General features: G+C 68.9%; 16 protein-coding genes. 4 read left to right on the top strand and 12 right to left on the bottom strand.

Annotated elements, in window-relative coordinates; all coding sequences use genetic code 11:
- The first annotated feature begins 1 nt into the window (after position 1).
- Both ACAM42_RS00370 and ACAM42_RS00365 read left to right on the top strand, forming a co-directional pair.
- On the top strand, positions 2-946 hold the full coding sequence (locus tag ACAM42_RS00370) for a CysB family HTH-type transcriptional regulator (protein ID WP_062473726.1): 945 nt from the start codon (positions 2-4) through the stop codon (positions 944-946).
- Positions 947-1,059: 113 nt separating this feature from the next.
- The gene (locus tag ACAM42_RS00365; protein ID WP_062473728.1) at positions 1,060-1,326 is read left to right on the top strand and encodes a hypothetical protein; all 267 of its coding nucleotides are present in this window, start codon (positions 1,060-1,062) and stop codon (positions 1,324-1,326) included.
- Between the two features lie 90 nt (positions 1,327-1,416).
- Here ACAM42_RS00365 and ACAM42_RS00360 read toward each other — a convergent pair whose 3' ends face one another.
- The 7 genes from ACAM42_RS00360 to ACAM42_RS00330 form a co-directional block, all read right to left on the bottom strand.
- Positions 1,417-1,878, bottom strand: a complete 462-nt coding sequence (locus ACAM42_RS00360; RefSeq protein WP_369630786.1) for an RcnB family protein — start codon at positions 1,876-1,878, stop codon at positions 1,417-1,419.
- A gap of 199 nt (positions 1,879-2,077) precedes the next feature.
- A complete protein-coding gene (locus tag ACAM42_RS00355; RefSeq protein WP_070061427.1) occupies positions 2,078-2,971 on the bottom strand; it encodes a VOC family protein in 894 nt (297 codons plus the stop codon).
- Between the two features lie 37 nt (positions 2,972-3,008).
- A complete protein-coding gene (locus ACAM42_RS00350) occupies positions 3,009-3,854 on the bottom strand; it encodes an ABC transporter ATP-binding protein (protein ID WP_369630785.1) in 846 nt (281 codons plus the stop codon).
- Complete coding sequence (locus ACAM42_RS00345; RefSeq protein WP_369630784.1) at positions 3,851-4,702, bottom strand: ABC transporter ATP-binding protein; 852 nt, start codon at positions 4,700-4,702, stop codon at positions 3,851-3,853. Before ACAM42_RS00345 ends, ACAM42_RS00350 begins: the two co-directional genes overlap by 4 nt.
- Positions 4,683-5,258 carry an OsmC family protein gene (locus tag ACAM42_RS00340; protein ID WP_369630783.1) on the bottom strand — a complete coding sequence of 192 codons (576 nt, stop codon included), beginning with the start codon at positions 5,256-5,258 and terminating at the stop codon, positions 4,683-4,685. Before ACAM42_RS00340 ends, ACAM42_RS00345 begins: the two co-directional genes overlap by 20 nt.
- Positions 5,259-5,272: 14 nt before the next feature.
- On the bottom strand, positions 5,273-7,102 hold the full coding sequence (locus tag ACAM42_RS00335) for an ABC transporter permease (RefSeq protein WP_369630782.1): 1,830 nt from the start codon (positions 7,100-7,102) through the stop codon (positions 5,273-5,275).
- Entirely contained in the window at positions 7,103-8,293 is a 1,191-nt protein-coding gene (locus tag ACAM42_RS00330; RefSeq protein WP_369630781.1) for an ABC transporter substrate-binding protein, read from the bottom strand.
- Between the two features lie 162 nt (positions 8,294-8,455).
- Here ACAM42_RS00330 and ACAM42_RS00325 point away from each other — a divergent pair, with 162 nt between their 5' ends.
- Complete coding sequence (locus ACAM42_RS00325) at positions 8,456-9,100, top strand: GDSL-type esterase/lipase family protein (RefSeq protein ID WP_369630780.1); 645 nt, start codon at positions 8,456-8,458, stop codon at positions 9,098-9,100.
- On the opposite strand, the gene ACAM42_RS00320 is transcribed toward ACAM42_RS00325, so the two are convergent.
- On the bottom strand, positions 9,078-9,539 hold the full coding sequence (locus ACAM42_RS00320; protein WP_369630779.1) for a hypothetical protein: 462 nt from the start codon (positions 9,537-9,539) through the stop codon (positions 9,078-9,080). The genes ACAM42_RS00325 and ACAM42_RS00320 overlap by 23 nt on opposite strands.
- 96 nt (positions 9,540-9,635) lie before the next feature.
- Between ACAM42_RS00320 and ACAM42_RS00315 the strand changes: the two genes are divergently transcribed.
- Entirely contained in the window at positions 9,636-10,013 is a 378-nt protein-coding gene (locus tag ACAM42_RS00315; RefSeq protein WP_095743046.1) for a MerR family transcriptional regulator, read from the top strand.
- On the opposite strand, the gene ACAM42_RS00310 is transcribed toward ACAM42_RS00315, so the two are convergent.
- From ACAM42_RS00310 to ACAM42_RS00295, 4 genes are all read right to left on the bottom strand, one after another.
- The gene (locus ACAM42_RS00310) at positions 9,980-10,504 is read right to left on the bottom strand and encodes a class IV adenylate cyclase (RefSeq protein ID WP_369630778.1); all 525 of its coding nucleotides are present in this window, start codon (positions 10,502-10,504) and stop codon (positions 9,980-9,982) included. The two genes, ACAM42_RS00315 and ACAM42_RS00310, sit on opposite strands and share 34 nt — an antisense overlap.
- Before the next feature lie 303 nt (positions 10,505-10,807).
- The gene (locus ACAM42_RS00305; protein WP_307582518.1) at positions 10,808-11,164 is read right to left on the bottom strand and encodes a hypothetical protein; all 357 of its coding nucleotides are present in this window, start codon (positions 11,162-11,164) and stop codon (positions 10,808-10,810) included.
- Positions 11,161-11,760 (bottom strand): cob(I)yrinic acid a,c-diamide adenosyltransferase, encoded by a 600-nt coding sequence (locus ACAM42_RS00300; RefSeq protein ID WP_369630777.1) that lies wholly within the window; start codon positions 11,758-11,760, stop codon positions 11,161-11,163. The genes ACAM42_RS00305 and ACAM42_RS00300 overlap by 4 nt, the downstream gene beginning before the upstream one ends.
- Positions 11,761-11,774: 14 nt before the next feature.
- A complete protein-coding gene (locus tag ACAM42_RS00295) occupies positions 11,775-12,275 on the bottom strand; it encodes a DinB family protein (RefSeq protein WP_369630776.1) in 501 nt (166 codons plus the stop codon).
- Positions 12,276-12,339: the final 64 nt, after the last annotated feature.

Here is a 12,339-nt window from a genome sequence, read left to right as displayed (position 1 = left end):
GATGAACTTTCAACAACTGCGCTCGGTACGCGAGGCCGTTCGTTGCGGCTTCAACCTGACCGAGGTCGCCCACACCCTTCACACCTCGCAGCCCGGCGTGAGCCGGCAGATCCGCGAACTCGAGGAAGAACTCGGCATCGAGCTCTTCGTGCGCGCCGGCAAGCGGCTCACGGGCCTCACCGAGCCCGGCGGCCACGTGCTGCCGATCATCGAGCGCATGCTGATGGAAAGCAGCAACCTCAAGCACGCGGGCCAGGAGTTCGTGGCGCAGCAAAGCGGCCTGCTCTCGGTGGCGGCCACGCACTCGCAGGCGCGCTATGCGATGCCGGTGGCGGTGCAGGAATTCCGCGCGCAATTCCCGAACGTGAAACTGCACCTGCACCAGGGCTCACCCAAGCAGATCGCGCAGATGCTGCTCGACGGCGAGGCCGACGTGGGCATTGCCACCGAGGCGCTGGGCGACTACCCGCAGCTGGTCGCCCTGCCCTGCTACCGCTGGACGCACTCGGTGATCGTGCCGCCGGGGCATCCGCTGCTCGACGCGCCGCTCACGCTCGAAGCGCTCACGCAGCATCCGCTGATCACCTACGACACGGGCTTCACGGGCCGCTCGCGCATCGACGAGGCCTTCGAGCAGCGCGGCCTGCAGCCCAACATCGTGCTGGCCGCGATGGACGCCGACGTCATCAAGACCTATGTGCAGCTGGGCCTGGGCGTGGGCATCGTGGCCGGCGTGGCCTACGAGGCCGAGCGCGACACGCAGCTGCGCGCGCTCGACGCGGGGCGGCTGTTCGGCATCAACCTCACCAAGCTCGCGGTGCGTCGCGGCACCTATCTGCGCAAATATGTCTACGCGTTCATCGAGTCGTTCGCGCCGACGTTGACGCGCGCGATTGTCGAGAAGGCCTTGGGCGACGAGGTCAAGGTGTCTCACTACGAGATTTAGCTCAAGCGCAACGAAATCGACACTTCCGGCTCCAGGGTTGAAAAGAATGCGCGCAGCTTCACACAAGCGGCGTACATTCGGGTTAATTCCTTGGCTTCCGGAACGGATCAGCAATGGCATCGACTTCGCAGCAGCAGCAACTACAGGCCACCCGGGCCGCCCAAAAGGCGGCCGATGCAGCGGAGAAGCGCGAACGCCTGAAACGTGCCCTGCCCGCCACGGTCGAGCTGCTGCAAAGCCGCCAGGCCGATCGCATCGACGATCGCGACATCGACGCCTACGTCGATCTCAACTGGCTCGAATGGCATGGCGGCGGTTTGCGCCTCACCATCACCGGGCGCAACGTGTGCGCCCAATCGGCCGCCACCGCGGTGGCCTGACAAGCCCCTCCCCCAGTTCCCCAAAGAAAAACCGCCACAGTCTCCTGTGGCGGTTTTTGCATGTGCGTGACGTGAACGCGGTGCGAAGGCTTACTGACCCGCAATGATCTGCGCGATGAGGCCGGTGGCAATGGCCGCGAGCACGTAGTCGCCGCCCACGCCCACCCACTGGTAGCCGCGCGGCGGCTGCTGCAGGCGGTAGGCGCGCCAGTCATTCACCACGTAGTTCCGGCCCCGGTACTCGGTCGGCACGCGGCCACCACGGCGCCACTCGCTGTGCGGCTGCGGGAAGCCCCGGCGGTCGAACTGGCGACCGTCGCGGAAGTCCTGGTCGCCGCGGTAGCCGGCGTGAGGGCCGCGATGCCCGCGATGGTCGTCGCGCTGGTCATAACGACCGCCGCCAGGACGGTGGTCATCGCGCTGCTCGTAGCGGCCGCCGCCCGGGCGGTGGTCGTCGCCCCGGCGATCTTGCGCCAGCGCGCTGCCTGCTGCCAGGGACATTGCGAGCGCCGCAACGGCGGCAGTGGTGAAGCGCTTGGTACGGAAGATCATCTGGAACTCCTTTGGTGTGTCTGTGATGACGCCTCCATTCTGTGCAGCGCGTGTGTCTGCTTCGGGTGCGTCAGGTCACCGTCAGATGAAATCCGGTAAGCGCAGGTATCTCCACGGCGTGTTGTCCTGCACGCGCGCCCGCGGCCGCGCTGGAGCCGCGCTGCACAAGGCGCACCTGGGCGGCCGCTGAGGCTGCACCCTACCCGCCCACCGTGCTGTTCGCCGCATCGGCGCGCACGCGGCCCTGCGCCTCCAGCGCGTCCACCGGCGGCAGGTCGAGTTCGATCCACGCGCCGTGCGCGCGTGCGAGGTCGAAGGTGCCTGTCGACTGCGGCCGGTCGGTATGCAGCACCAGCGCGTAGGGGCCCTCGCCGCGCACGGCGAGGCGCTGCGCGAGCGCGTCACCGCCCAGTTCCGCCGCCGGGGCGCGGTCGCGTGGCGACGACAGCACCAGCACGCTGCTGCCCAGGGCGATCACCGCCACGCGCACCTGGCTGGCAGGCACGGCCACAGGCTCGCCGATGTGCGTGCTCGTGTCGTCGGAGACCGTGCCCAGCAAGGCGCGGTAGCGCGCCAGCGTGGCGTCGAGGTCGCGCACGGCGATGGCCAGGCTGGCCACGCCGAGCACGCCGTTGGGATGCACGCGCGCGGCGCCCTCGGGCACGCGCAGGGCGCGCCGCGTGAGGTCGCCGCACAGGAACGGCAGGTCGGCCGACGGGGCGCGCGCGGTCTGCCAGCGCAGGTGTTCGCCGTCGGGGCGCACGCGCCCGCCGTCGAGCGGGCCTTCGAGCACGAGGCCGCGCGCCTTCGCATCGGCCACGGTAACGGCCGTGTCGCGCGGCAACAGCGCGAAGTCGACGATGCCTTCGCCGTGCCGCTGCAGCAACTGCCACCAGCGCTCGGCGGGCGCCGGTTCGCGCCACGCGATGAGTTCGAAGTAGCTGCCGTCGCTGAACACGACGAGCGCGTTGTGCGTGCTGCGGCCCGGATGGTCGCCGCCGCGCAGTACGTGGAAGCCGAGCGCGGCGTAGTCGGCGATGGCGCGTTCGAGGTCGTGCACGGCGATCACGACGTGGTCGAGGGTCAGGGGCATGGTGAAGGTCTTCCTCGCGGCAAAGGGGTCGTCGTGGTCAGGAGGCGGTGCGGGCGGCGCCCTCGCCGCCCAGGTAGGCGTCGCGGATGCGCGCGTCGGCCAGCAGTGCGCGCGCCGGGCCCGAAAGCACGATGCGGCCCGTCTGCAGCACGTAGCCGTGGTGCGCGATCTGCAGCGCGAGGCTGGCGTTCTGCTCGACCATGAAGACCGAGACGCCCTGCGCGTTGATGCGCGCGATGAGCTCGAGCACCTTGTCGACGTACAGCGGCGACAGGCCCATGGTGGGCTCGTCCATGCACAGCAGCTGCGGCCGGCCCATGAGCGCGCGCGCCATGGCCACCATCTGCTGCTCGCCACCCGAGAGCGTGCCGGCCAGGAAGCCCAGGCGCTGCGCCACGCGCGGGAACAGCTCGAGCATGCGTTCCAGGTCGTCGGCCACGCCCGCGCGGTCGCGGCGCGCATAGGCGCCCATGAGCAGGTTCTCGCGCACGGTCATCGCGGGGAACAGGCGACGTGCCTCGGGCACCGAGCCGATGCCCTTGCGGATGATCTGCGGCGTGCTCAGGCCCAGCGTCGATTCGCCGTTGAACCTGACCTCGCCCGAGCGCGGCTTGAGCAGCCCGAGCACGATCTTCATCGTGGTCGACTTGCCGCTCGCATTGCCGCCGAGCAGGCTGACGATCTGGCCCTTGCGCACTTCGATGTCGAGGTCGAAGTGCGCCTGCACGGGGCCGTAGAAGCTGTTGACCTTCTGGAGCTGCAGCAGGGGCGCAACCGCACTCGCCGGCGCCTGCGTGACGGCGCGTTCAGGCAGATCGTCGTTTCTCCCTTCTCCCCAGAGGGAGGAAGGCGACAGGCCGGTGCGCGCGACGGTGGCGATCATGCGGGCACCGCTTCTTCCTGCGCTTCGCCCACGTGGCGATGGCCGAGGTAGGCCTCGATCACCGCGGGGTCGTTGCGCACGTCGTCGGGCAGGCCTTCGGCGATCTTGCGGCCATCGTCGAGCACGGCCACGCGGTCGGACAGCTGCATCACGAGGTCGAGCTTGTGCTCGATCAGCAGGATGGTCTGGCCGCGCGCCTTGAGGCCGCGAATGATCTCCAGCATCTCGGCCGTCTCGCTCTCGTTCATGCCGGCCGTGGGCTCGTCGAGCAGCAGCAGGCGCGGTCGCAATGCGAGGGCACGCGCGATCTCCACGCGGCGGCGGTTGGCGTACGAGAGGCTGTAGGCCGGATGGTCGGTGCGCGGCGTGAGGCGTTCGCCGAAGAGCGCGATGATCTCGCGCGCCTCGTCGCGCAGCGCTTCTTCCTCGCGCCGCACCGCCCCTGGCTGCACCAGCGCGAGCGCCAGCTCGGCCAGCGCCCCGAGGCCCGGCACGCCGCCCACGCGCGGTTTCACGGCGCGCAGCCGCGTGTGCGCGCCGACCAGCACGTTGTCGAGCACCGAGAGGTTCGCGAACACGCGCCCGTGCTGGAAGGTGCGCGCGAGGCCGCGCTGTGCGAGCTGCTGCGCGGGCAGGCCGGTGATGTCGTGGCCGTCGAAGCGCACCTGCCCGGCGTCGGGCTTGTCCAGGCCGGTGACGAGGTTGAACAGCGTGGTCTTGCCCGCACCGTTCGGGCCGATCACGCTCAGCAGTTCGCCCTCGCCCACGTGCAGGTCGACGGCGTTGACGGCCGTGAGCCCGCCGAAGCGGCGCACAAGGCCGCGCACTTCAAGCAGTGGCGAGCGCATCGTCGGTGCGATCGGAAGTGAGGGCGGCCTTCGAGTTCACGAGCTTCACCTCGGCGCGGATGGCCTGCGGATTGCGCAGCAGGTTGAGGATGGGGCAGTTGCGCTCCACCGCTTCGAACAGCGCGTCGATCTCCTCGCGGCTCGCGGGCGAATCGATGTGCACCGTGTAGCCGATCTCGTGCGGCCAGATCGGCGTCTGCTCGTGCCCCGGCTTGCCGCCGCGCGGGTCGATGACGCCGGTCACCTCGACCTCGAGGCTTTCGAGCGGCACCTGGCGTTCGGCCGCCTGGATCAGGAAGATGTGCGTCACGCAGGTGCCGAGCACGCCCAGCTGCAGCTCGGGTGAACTCGGCCCGAGGTTGTAGCCCGCGAAATCGGGCGGGCTGTCGCTGATGACCTGGTGCTCGCGAATGCGCAGGCGGCGCACGCCGCTGCGGCCTTCGGCGCGCACGCTGGCCTTGAGCTGCGAAGGCTGCGCAGTGCCGGCCGCGACAGCGGCGTTGCGTGCCAGCACGGCGGTGCGTTTCTCGGCGAGGTAGTCGTTGAGGTGGCTCATGGTGTGTGGTTCTTTCAGACAGTGCCGAGCAGGCCTTGGGGACGGAAGCGAATCAGGAGCAGAAGCGCGACGCCGTAAATCAACATGCGGTACTCGGCCGTCACGCGGAACAGCTCGGGCAGGCTCACGAGCGCGACCGCACCCAGCAGTGCGCCACTGATGTTTCCGAGCCCGCCAAGGATCACCATCGTGAGCGCGAGGATCGAGATCTGCGAGCCGAAGGTCTCGTGGTTGATGTACGAGTACATGTGCGCGGTGAAGGCGCCGCTCACGCCCGCCGCGAAGCCGCCGAAGCCGAAGGCCAGCGCCTTGTAGCGGTCGGGGCTCACGCCGTAGGCACGCGCAGCGACTTCGTCTTCGCGCACCGCGCGGAAGGTGCGGCCCAGGTGCGAGCGCAACAGGCGCCATTGCAGCAAAGCCAACAGCACCATCGCACCGAACGAGGCCCAGTAGATCGCCTCGTTCGACGACGCATCGCGCCCGAACAGCGACAGCGGCGGAATGCCCGACACGCCGATGGGCCCGCGCGTGAGGCTTTCCCAGTTGAGGATGGTGAGCGCCACGATCTCGCCGATGCCCAGCGTGGCGATCGACACGTAGTGCCCGCGCAGGCGGAAGGCCGGAAAGATGAGCGCCGTGCCGATCAGCGAGGTGAGCACGCCCGCGACCACGATGCCCGTGCCCACGGGCAGGTGCAGGTCGAGCACCAGCAGCGACGAGGCATACGCACCGATGGCCAGCAGCCCCGCATGGCCCAGCGAGATCTGGCCGATGGTGCCGGCCACCAGCGTGAGGCTCAATGCGAGCGCACCGTAGAGCCACGCGTTGGTGAGCGTCTGCAGCACGTAGGGAGACGGGTCGAACAGCGGCAGCAGCACGGCCGCGGCGAACAGCGCGAGCAACACGCGCGGCGGCACGCGCCACGGCTTGCTCGGTGCGATGAAGGTGCCGGTGAGCGGCTCGGGCGGCAGCGCACGCTTGCGACCGAAGAGGCCGTTCGGCTTCCACACCAGAATGACGAGCAGCAGTGCAAACGCAAACAGGTTGCGGTACGACGTGCCGAGAATGGCCACGCCATAGCTTTCGATGAGCCCCAGCAGCAGGCTGCCGACGATGGCGCCCGGCACGTTGCCCACACCACCGACCACCGTGGCCACCACGCCCTTGAGCGTGGCCTGGAAACTCATCGCCGGGCTGATGTTGTTGTAGTACATGCCCACCAGCAGGCCCGAGAGTCCGCCCAGCGCGGCGGCAATGGCGAACACGGTCTGGTTCACGCGGTTCACGTCCACGCCCATCTGCTGCGCGGCGTCGCGGTCTTGCGCGGTGGCACGCACGGCCCAGCCGAGCTTCGTGAAACGCAGGAAGCCGAACAGCACGGCCGCGCTGGTGATGCCGATGCCGGCGATCAGCAGGTCGAGTGCGCCGATGGTGCCGGTGCCGATCTGCAGGCGCCAGTCGGGCAGCTGCGTGGGCAGTGCGCGCGGGTCGGGGCTGAAGACCAGCTGCACGAGGATGTCGAGCACGAAGCTGATGCCGATGGTGGCCAGCAGCGGTGCGATGCGCGCGGCGCCTTGCAATGGCCGCAAGCCCACGCGCTCGATGAGCATGCCGAGCGCGCCCGAGCCGAGCACCACCAGCGCGATGGTGATCGGCAACGGCGTGTGCAGGTAGGTGATGCTCGCCCAGCCGATGTACGCGCCCACGGTGTACACCGAGCCGTGCGCGAAGTTGATGAGGTGCGAGACGCCGAAGATCAGCGCGAGCCCGACGGCCAGCAACGCATAGATGTTGCCGATGATCAGGCCGTTGACCGTGTGGTCGAAGAAGGAGGTGAAGCTCATCTACTTGGCCGATGCCAGCGCCGCCGCCTTCTCGTCGATCTGCGCCCACTTGCCATCCTTCACCACCAGGTTGACGCTCTTCACGCCGATCACGCGGCGCGTCTGCGCATCGAAGGTGGCCTTGCCGAAAATGACGCTGGGCACGTCCTTGATCTTGTAGAACGCGTCGCGCACGGCCTTGCGGTCGGCCTTCGGGCCGGCCTGGCGCAGCGCGGCGGCGGCGTACACCACGGCGTCATACGCGTAGGCGTTGAAGGCGTCGGGCTCCTTGCTGTACTTCACGCGGAAGGTCTTCACGAACTCCTGCACTTCGGCGCGCGGCTCGTCGGGATAGAAGGCGGTGTTGGTGTGGATGCCGTTCACGGCCGCGCCGCCGAGCTCGATGAACTTGGGCGAGTAGACCGAGCCCACGGCCGCGATCGGCTGCTTCAGGCCCACGCTGCGCACCTGGCCCGCGATGAGCGCGCCGTCGGGGTAGTACGAGATGAGCACCAGCCCGTCGGGGTTGGCGTCGCGCACACGCACCAGGGTCGAGCGGAAGTCTTTCTCGTCGGGCTGGTAGCCCTCGGCAATGGCGAGCTGCGCACCGCGCTCCTGCGCGGCCTTCACGAGCACGTCCTTGCTGGTGCGGCCCCAGTCGGTGTTCAGGAAGAGCACGGCGATGCGCTTGAAGCCCAGCGTCTTCACGGCCAGGTCGGCCAGCAGCGGCTGCGCGTCGGCCTGGCTGATCGAGGGGCTCCAGATGTAGTCGCCGCCCTTGGTGAAGTCGGGGTGCGAGTTGGTGAAGCCCAGCTGCACGAGGCCCGCGCGCTGGTAGATGGGCGAGGCGGCCATCGAGGCGGGGCTGGAGAAGTCGCCCAGCTCGATGAGCACGCGCTTGTCGTTCACGAGCTTCTGCGCAATGGCGACCGACTGGCGCGGGTCGCTCTGGCTGTCCTCGAAGTTGTAGGCCAGCGGCCGGCCGTGGATGCCGCCTTGCGCGTTGATGTGCTCCAGCGCGAGGTCGAAGCCGGCCTTCCACTGCGCGCCGTACTGCGCGTTCTGTCCGGTGAGCGGACCGCTCACGCCGAACCACACGGGCTCGCCGCTGGCGGGTGCGGCCCAGGCCGCGAGCGGCGCGGCCAGCAAGGCGGCGGACAGTGCGACCGCATGGCGCAAGAAACGATGGCGGGTGAACAGCGGCGGCAGCATGGCGTCGGACCTCGGTGGCAGTGAAGGGATGTGCAGGGCCGCGATTCTTCGCCGCTGTCCTCGTGCCGGGAAGGAACGAAAACGGAGAGGCTTATGCGCTTTCCGAGCAAGCGAAGGGGCAAGCGCCAACGGCCGCGCGGCCTCGTTTAAGCTGCGCGCCACATGAAGCGACGCCACCTCCTCCAGATGCTCGCCGGCGTGCCGGCCACCGCCCTGCTGCTCTCCGCGTGCGGCAAACGAAAGGCCTCAGCCAACGCGCTGAAGCCCGATGCCCGCGTGCTGGCGCTGGGCGACAGCCTGACCTTCGGCTACGGTGCATCGCCCGACACGGCATGGCCCGCGAAGCTGGGCGAGCTCACAGGCTGGCAGGTCGAGAACGCGGGCGTCAACGGCGACACATCGGCGGGTGCACTGGAGCGCCTGCCCGCGCTGCTGTCCGCCGGCAGCTACGACGCGATCCTGATCGGCATCGGCGGCAACGACATGCTGCGCGGCGTGTCGCCCGCCAGCACGCGCGAGAACCTCACGGCACTGATCGAGCAGGCGCGTGCGCACACGCCGCATGTGGCGGTGCTGGCCACGCCGGCGCCCGATGCGATGCGCGCGGTGGTCGGCTCGCTCAGCGACGCGCCGTTCTACGAAGAGGTCGTGGGGAAGTCGGGCCAGGCGCTGCTGGTCGCGGGTGTGTATTCGAGCGTGCTGTCGGATGCGGCCCTGCGCTCGGACCGCATCCACGCGAACGCGAAGGGCTACGCCCAGGTGGCGGAGCAGCTCGCCGCGCAGCTCAAGACTGCGGGCTGGCGCTGAGGCCTGTGGCGCGGTCGTCGGCGCGCATCGATGCGCGCGCCGTGGCACCACGCACCGGCAGGCTCTCCAGCACGCCGAACAACAGCTCCATCGCGGTGAAGCCGAGGATGATCAGGCTGGCGCCCTGCGTCACGGCGTAGACCTGCCAGGTCGCGAACAGGAAGCGCGCCACGGCGTCGTAGCGGCCATAGCGCAGGCGCGGATCGCGGATGCGCAGCACGGCCCAGACGGTGACCACGGAGCCGAGCAGGTTGGCCATCAGCATGTGCACGGGGTCGAAGGCCGGAAAACTGCCTGGCAGCTGCAGCGTCTGGATGGTCCACAGCAGCAGGGTGTGCACTGCGGCGAAGGTCCATGGCGTGGCGAAGCCGATGGTCACCACGAGGTCGTACCAGGCGCTGGCGCGGACGATGCGTTGGTAGGTGGGAAGCGCGATCATGAAGAAGAGCCCTGCAGGGAGTGAAGAAGCCCCGGAAGCTAAAGCCTCGGGTACGCTCCAGGGTCAAGCACATTCTTCGGCGAAGGAACCACGACCATGCAGATCGGCCAGCTGGCTTCGGCGACAGGCTTGAGCCGCGACACGCTGCGCTTCTACGAAGAGCGCGGCCTGATCCGCGCGCAACGTGGCAGCAACGGCTACCGGGTCTATGCGAAGGAAACCGTGCAGATGGTGGGCTACATCCGCACCGCGCAGAAGCTGGGCTTCAGCCTCCACGAGATCGGCGACAACCTGCCCGCGGTGTGGGAGTCGGCGGCGCCCGACGATGCCATTGCGGCGCTGCTGGCCGACAAGGTCGCGGTCATCGACCAGAAGATCGCCGAGCTGAACGCGCTGCGGCAAGACCTGCTGGCGCGTGTGCCCGCCGGCTGCCCGATGGCTCAGGCGGCCTGTGCGCGCAACAGGTCGACGTAGGCGCCCTGCACCAGCTGGCTCTCGGCCACGCCGAGTCGGGCCATGAGCGCATGGGCTTCGGCCACGCCGACGTCGGCGGGCTCACCGTCCTGCAGCACCACTTCGAGTTCGAGGAATTCACCGAGCCCTTCGACGCGGTCGAGGTGCACGCGCGTGCGGCCCACGAGAAACAGGCGGCGCTGCTTGCGCACGCGGCCGGCCTGGCCCCAGGCGAGCGTGAGCGATTCGCGCAGCGCGTCGGGCGTGGCGGTGGGCGTGATCAGGTAGAACGATTCCTTCGGGCCGGTGCTGTCGGCGCGGCGGTAGAAGATGAGCTCGGCGCGGTCGGGGGCGAAGGTGCGCAGCTTGAGGCGGTCGGCGCTGTGCTCGCAGCGGAAGAAGGTGTCGTCTTGCGCGATCTCGATGGGGCCCTGGTCGGCGAGCGTTGCAACGATTTCTGCGATGCGGTCCACGCTGTCGATGCGGGCCTTGATCTCTATGTTTCTTGCCATGTCTGTGGGCTTCTGTGAGATGGGATTCGGGGTGCGTGCACAGGCCACCGGGTACTTCCCTCCGCGAATGTCCCCCGGGCTTCGCCCTCCTCCTTGATTTCGCTGCGGGAAGCACCCAGTGTCCTGCGCACGGGAAGCGGCGGTGGTGCGCGGCCGATCAACGACTGCACTGCCCAACGCTCACGCCGATGCGGTGCCTTGCGCAGCGAAATCAAGGAGGAGGCCGCAGGCCGGGGGACATTCGCGGAGCAAGGTACCGCGTCGGCGGGAGCGTCGCCCTGAACGAACAGCAGCAGCAGTGAATCAGGGCGCGTTGCCCTGCGGCCCCACAGGCGGCGGTGCCGCGCGGCCACTCGAGCCCGGTGCCAGCTTGCGTCCGAAGGACTCGCCCACGTTGCGCACGGGCCGGCTGGCTTTTTCCGACACGTTGCTCACGCCGCGCCGCGTGGCGGCATCGGCACGGTTGACGCCGCGGCCGGCGGCGTTGGTGCCGCGCTGCACGCTACCCACCACCTTGCCGCTGCGCGAGGGCGACTTGATCGTGTGGGCGCGTTCGGCCTGGGGCGGGTTGTCGGCGCTCTGCGCCTGCGCGGTGACGGGCAGCCAGAGCGCGGCGGCGATGGCGGCGAGCGATGCGGTGGTGATGTGAAGCTTCTTCATGGCGTCGTCCCCTGGGAGTGGTCTTCGGATTCGGCGGCGGCCGCGCGGGCCATGCGCTCGCTCTTCCAGTACACGTCGTCGCCGCCGTTCATGCGGTTGAGCACGCGTGCAAGCACGAAGAGCAGGTCGCTGAGCCGGTTGAGGTACTGGCGCGGCGCATCGTTGAGTTCGGTGGTGGCGCCCAGCGACACCACGGCGCGCTCGGCACGCCGCGCCACGGTGCGGCACACATGCGCCAGCGAGGCGGCGCGCGTGCCGGCGGGCAGGATGAATTCGGCCAGGCGCGGCAAGGCGGCGTTGTGGTCGGCCAGCGCGTTGTCGATCTGCAGCAGCGCCTCGGGCTTGAGCAGCGTGAAACCGGGCATCGAGAGTTCGCCGCCGAGGTTGAAGAGCTGGTGCTGCACGTCGACCAGCAACTCGCGCACGGTCTCTGGCAGCGGTTCGCACAGCAGCACGCCGATGTGCGAGTTGAGTTCGTCCACGTCGCCCATCGCGTGTACGCGCAGGTGGTCCTTGGGCACGCGGGTGTTGTCGCCCAGGCCGGTGGTGCCATCGTCGCCGGTGCGGGTGGCGATCTGGGAAAGTCGGTTGCCCATGGGCGCTCCTCGGTTCAGGTCGAAAGGCCGGCGGCGTCGATCTTGCCGGCCAGCCATTGCAGTCCGGCCAGATGCTGATGGTCGTGGCTGCACAGGTAATGGATGAGACTGCGCATCGTGAGCGGGCCGTAGCCCTCGAACACGGCCGTGCGCGCGAGCTGCGCGTCGCTCAGCTGCGAGATGATTTCCATCGTCTGCACGCGCGCCTGGCGGAACTCGGCGAGCACCGCTGCAGGGTCGGCCGCGCCGTAGTGGCGCTCGATGGCCAGCGGCTCGCTGTCGATCGATGCGAGCGTCGGATGGGTTTCGGCGAGCGTGCGGAGAAAGCGCACGTGGTAGCCCTCGATCTCGATGTCGCGCACATGGCACAGCTGCTCGATGGCGGTGAAGGCTTCGCTGGGCACGCCCTCCCACGAAGGCGGCGCCCAATGCCGGAAGGCTTTGGGAATGGCCGCGTAGTGGGCTTCGAGCTGCGAGGGAAAGGCCGCGAGGGCTGCAAGGGTCGTGGGGTTCATGTCTTTTACCGAAGCGCATTATGGTGCGCGCTCCGTAAAATGACCGATCCCCCTCAGCCCCTCC

Origin of the sequence: Variovorax sp. V35, assembly GCF_041154465.1 — a bacterium.
Taxonomy (GTDB): Bacteria; Pseudomonadota; Gammaproteobacteria; order Burkholderiales; family Burkholderiaceae_C; genus Variovorax; species Variovorax boronicumulans.
Note: the sequence above shows the minus strand (reverse complement) of the source record. Positions and strands in the feature narration are given on the sequence as shown.

Excerpts from the sequence above, each read along its gene's own strand:
- ACAM42_RS00370 (WP_062473726.1), top strand. The coding sequence starts at position 2 with ATGAACTTTCAACAACTGCGCTCGGTACGCGAGGCCGTTCGTTGCGGC.
- ACAM42_RS00365 (WP_062473728.1), top strand. The coding sequence starts at position 1,060 with ATGGCATCGACTTCGCAGCAGCAGCAACTACAGGCCACCCGGGCCGCC.
- ACAM42_RS00360 (WP_369630786.1), bottom strand. The coding sequence starts at position 1,878 with ATGATCTTCCGTACCAAGCGCTTCACCACTGCCGCCGTTGCGGCGCTC.
- ACAM42_RS00355 (WP_070061427.1), bottom strand. The coding sequence starts at position 2,971 with ATGCCCCTGACCCTCGACCACGTCGTGATCGCCGTGCACGACCTCGAA.
- ACAM42_RS00350 (WP_369630785.1), bottom strand. The coding sequence starts at position 3,854 with ATGATCGCCACCGTCGCGCGCACCGGCCTGTCGCCTTCCTCCCTCTGG.
- ACAM42_RS00345 (WP_369630784.1), bottom strand. The coding sequence starts at position 4,702 with ATGCGCTCGCCACTGCTTGAAGTGCGCGGCCTTGTGCGCCGCTTCGGC.
- ACAM42_RS00340 (WP_369630783.1), bottom strand. The coding sequence starts at position 5,258 with ATGAGCCACCTCAACGACTACCTCGCCGAGAAACGCACCGCCGTGCTG.
- ACAM42_RS00335 (WP_369630782.1), bottom strand. The coding sequence starts at position 7,102 with ATGAGCTTCACCTCCTTCTTCGACCACACGGTCAACGGCCTGATCATC.
- ACAM42_RS00330 (WP_369630781.1), bottom strand. The coding sequence starts at position 8,293 with ATGCTGCCGCCGCTGTTCACCCGCCATCGTTTCTTGCGCCATGCGGTC.
- ACAM42_RS00325 (WP_369630780.1), top strand. The coding sequence starts at position 8,456 with ATGAAGCGACGCCACCTCCTCCAGATGCTCGCCGGCGTGCCGGCCACC.
- ACAM42_RS00320 (WP_369630779.1), bottom strand. The coding sequence starts at position 9,539 with ATGATCGCGCTTCCCACCTACCAACGCATCGTCCGCGCCAGCGCCTGG.
- ACAM42_RS00315 (WP_095743046.1), top strand. The coding sequence starts at position 9,636 with ATGCAGATCGGCCAGCTGGCTTCGGCGACAGGCTTGAGCCGCGACACG.
- ACAM42_RS00310 (WP_369630778.1), bottom strand. The coding sequence starts at position 10,504 with ATGGCAAGAAACATAGAGATCAAGGCCCGCATCGACAGCGTGGACCGC.
- ACAM42_RS00305 (WP_307582518.1), bottom strand. The coding sequence starts at position 11,164 with ATGAAGAAGCTTCACATCACCACCGCATCGCTCGCCGCCATCGCCGCC.
- ACAM42_RS00300 (WP_369630777.1), bottom strand. The coding sequence starts at position 11,760 with ATGGGCAACCGACTTTCCCAGATCGCCACCCGCACCGGCGACGATGGC.
- ACAM42_RS00295 (WP_369630776.1), bottom strand. The coding sequence starts at position 12,275 with ATGAACCCCACGACCCTTGCAGCCCTCGCGGCCTTTCCCTCGCAGCTC.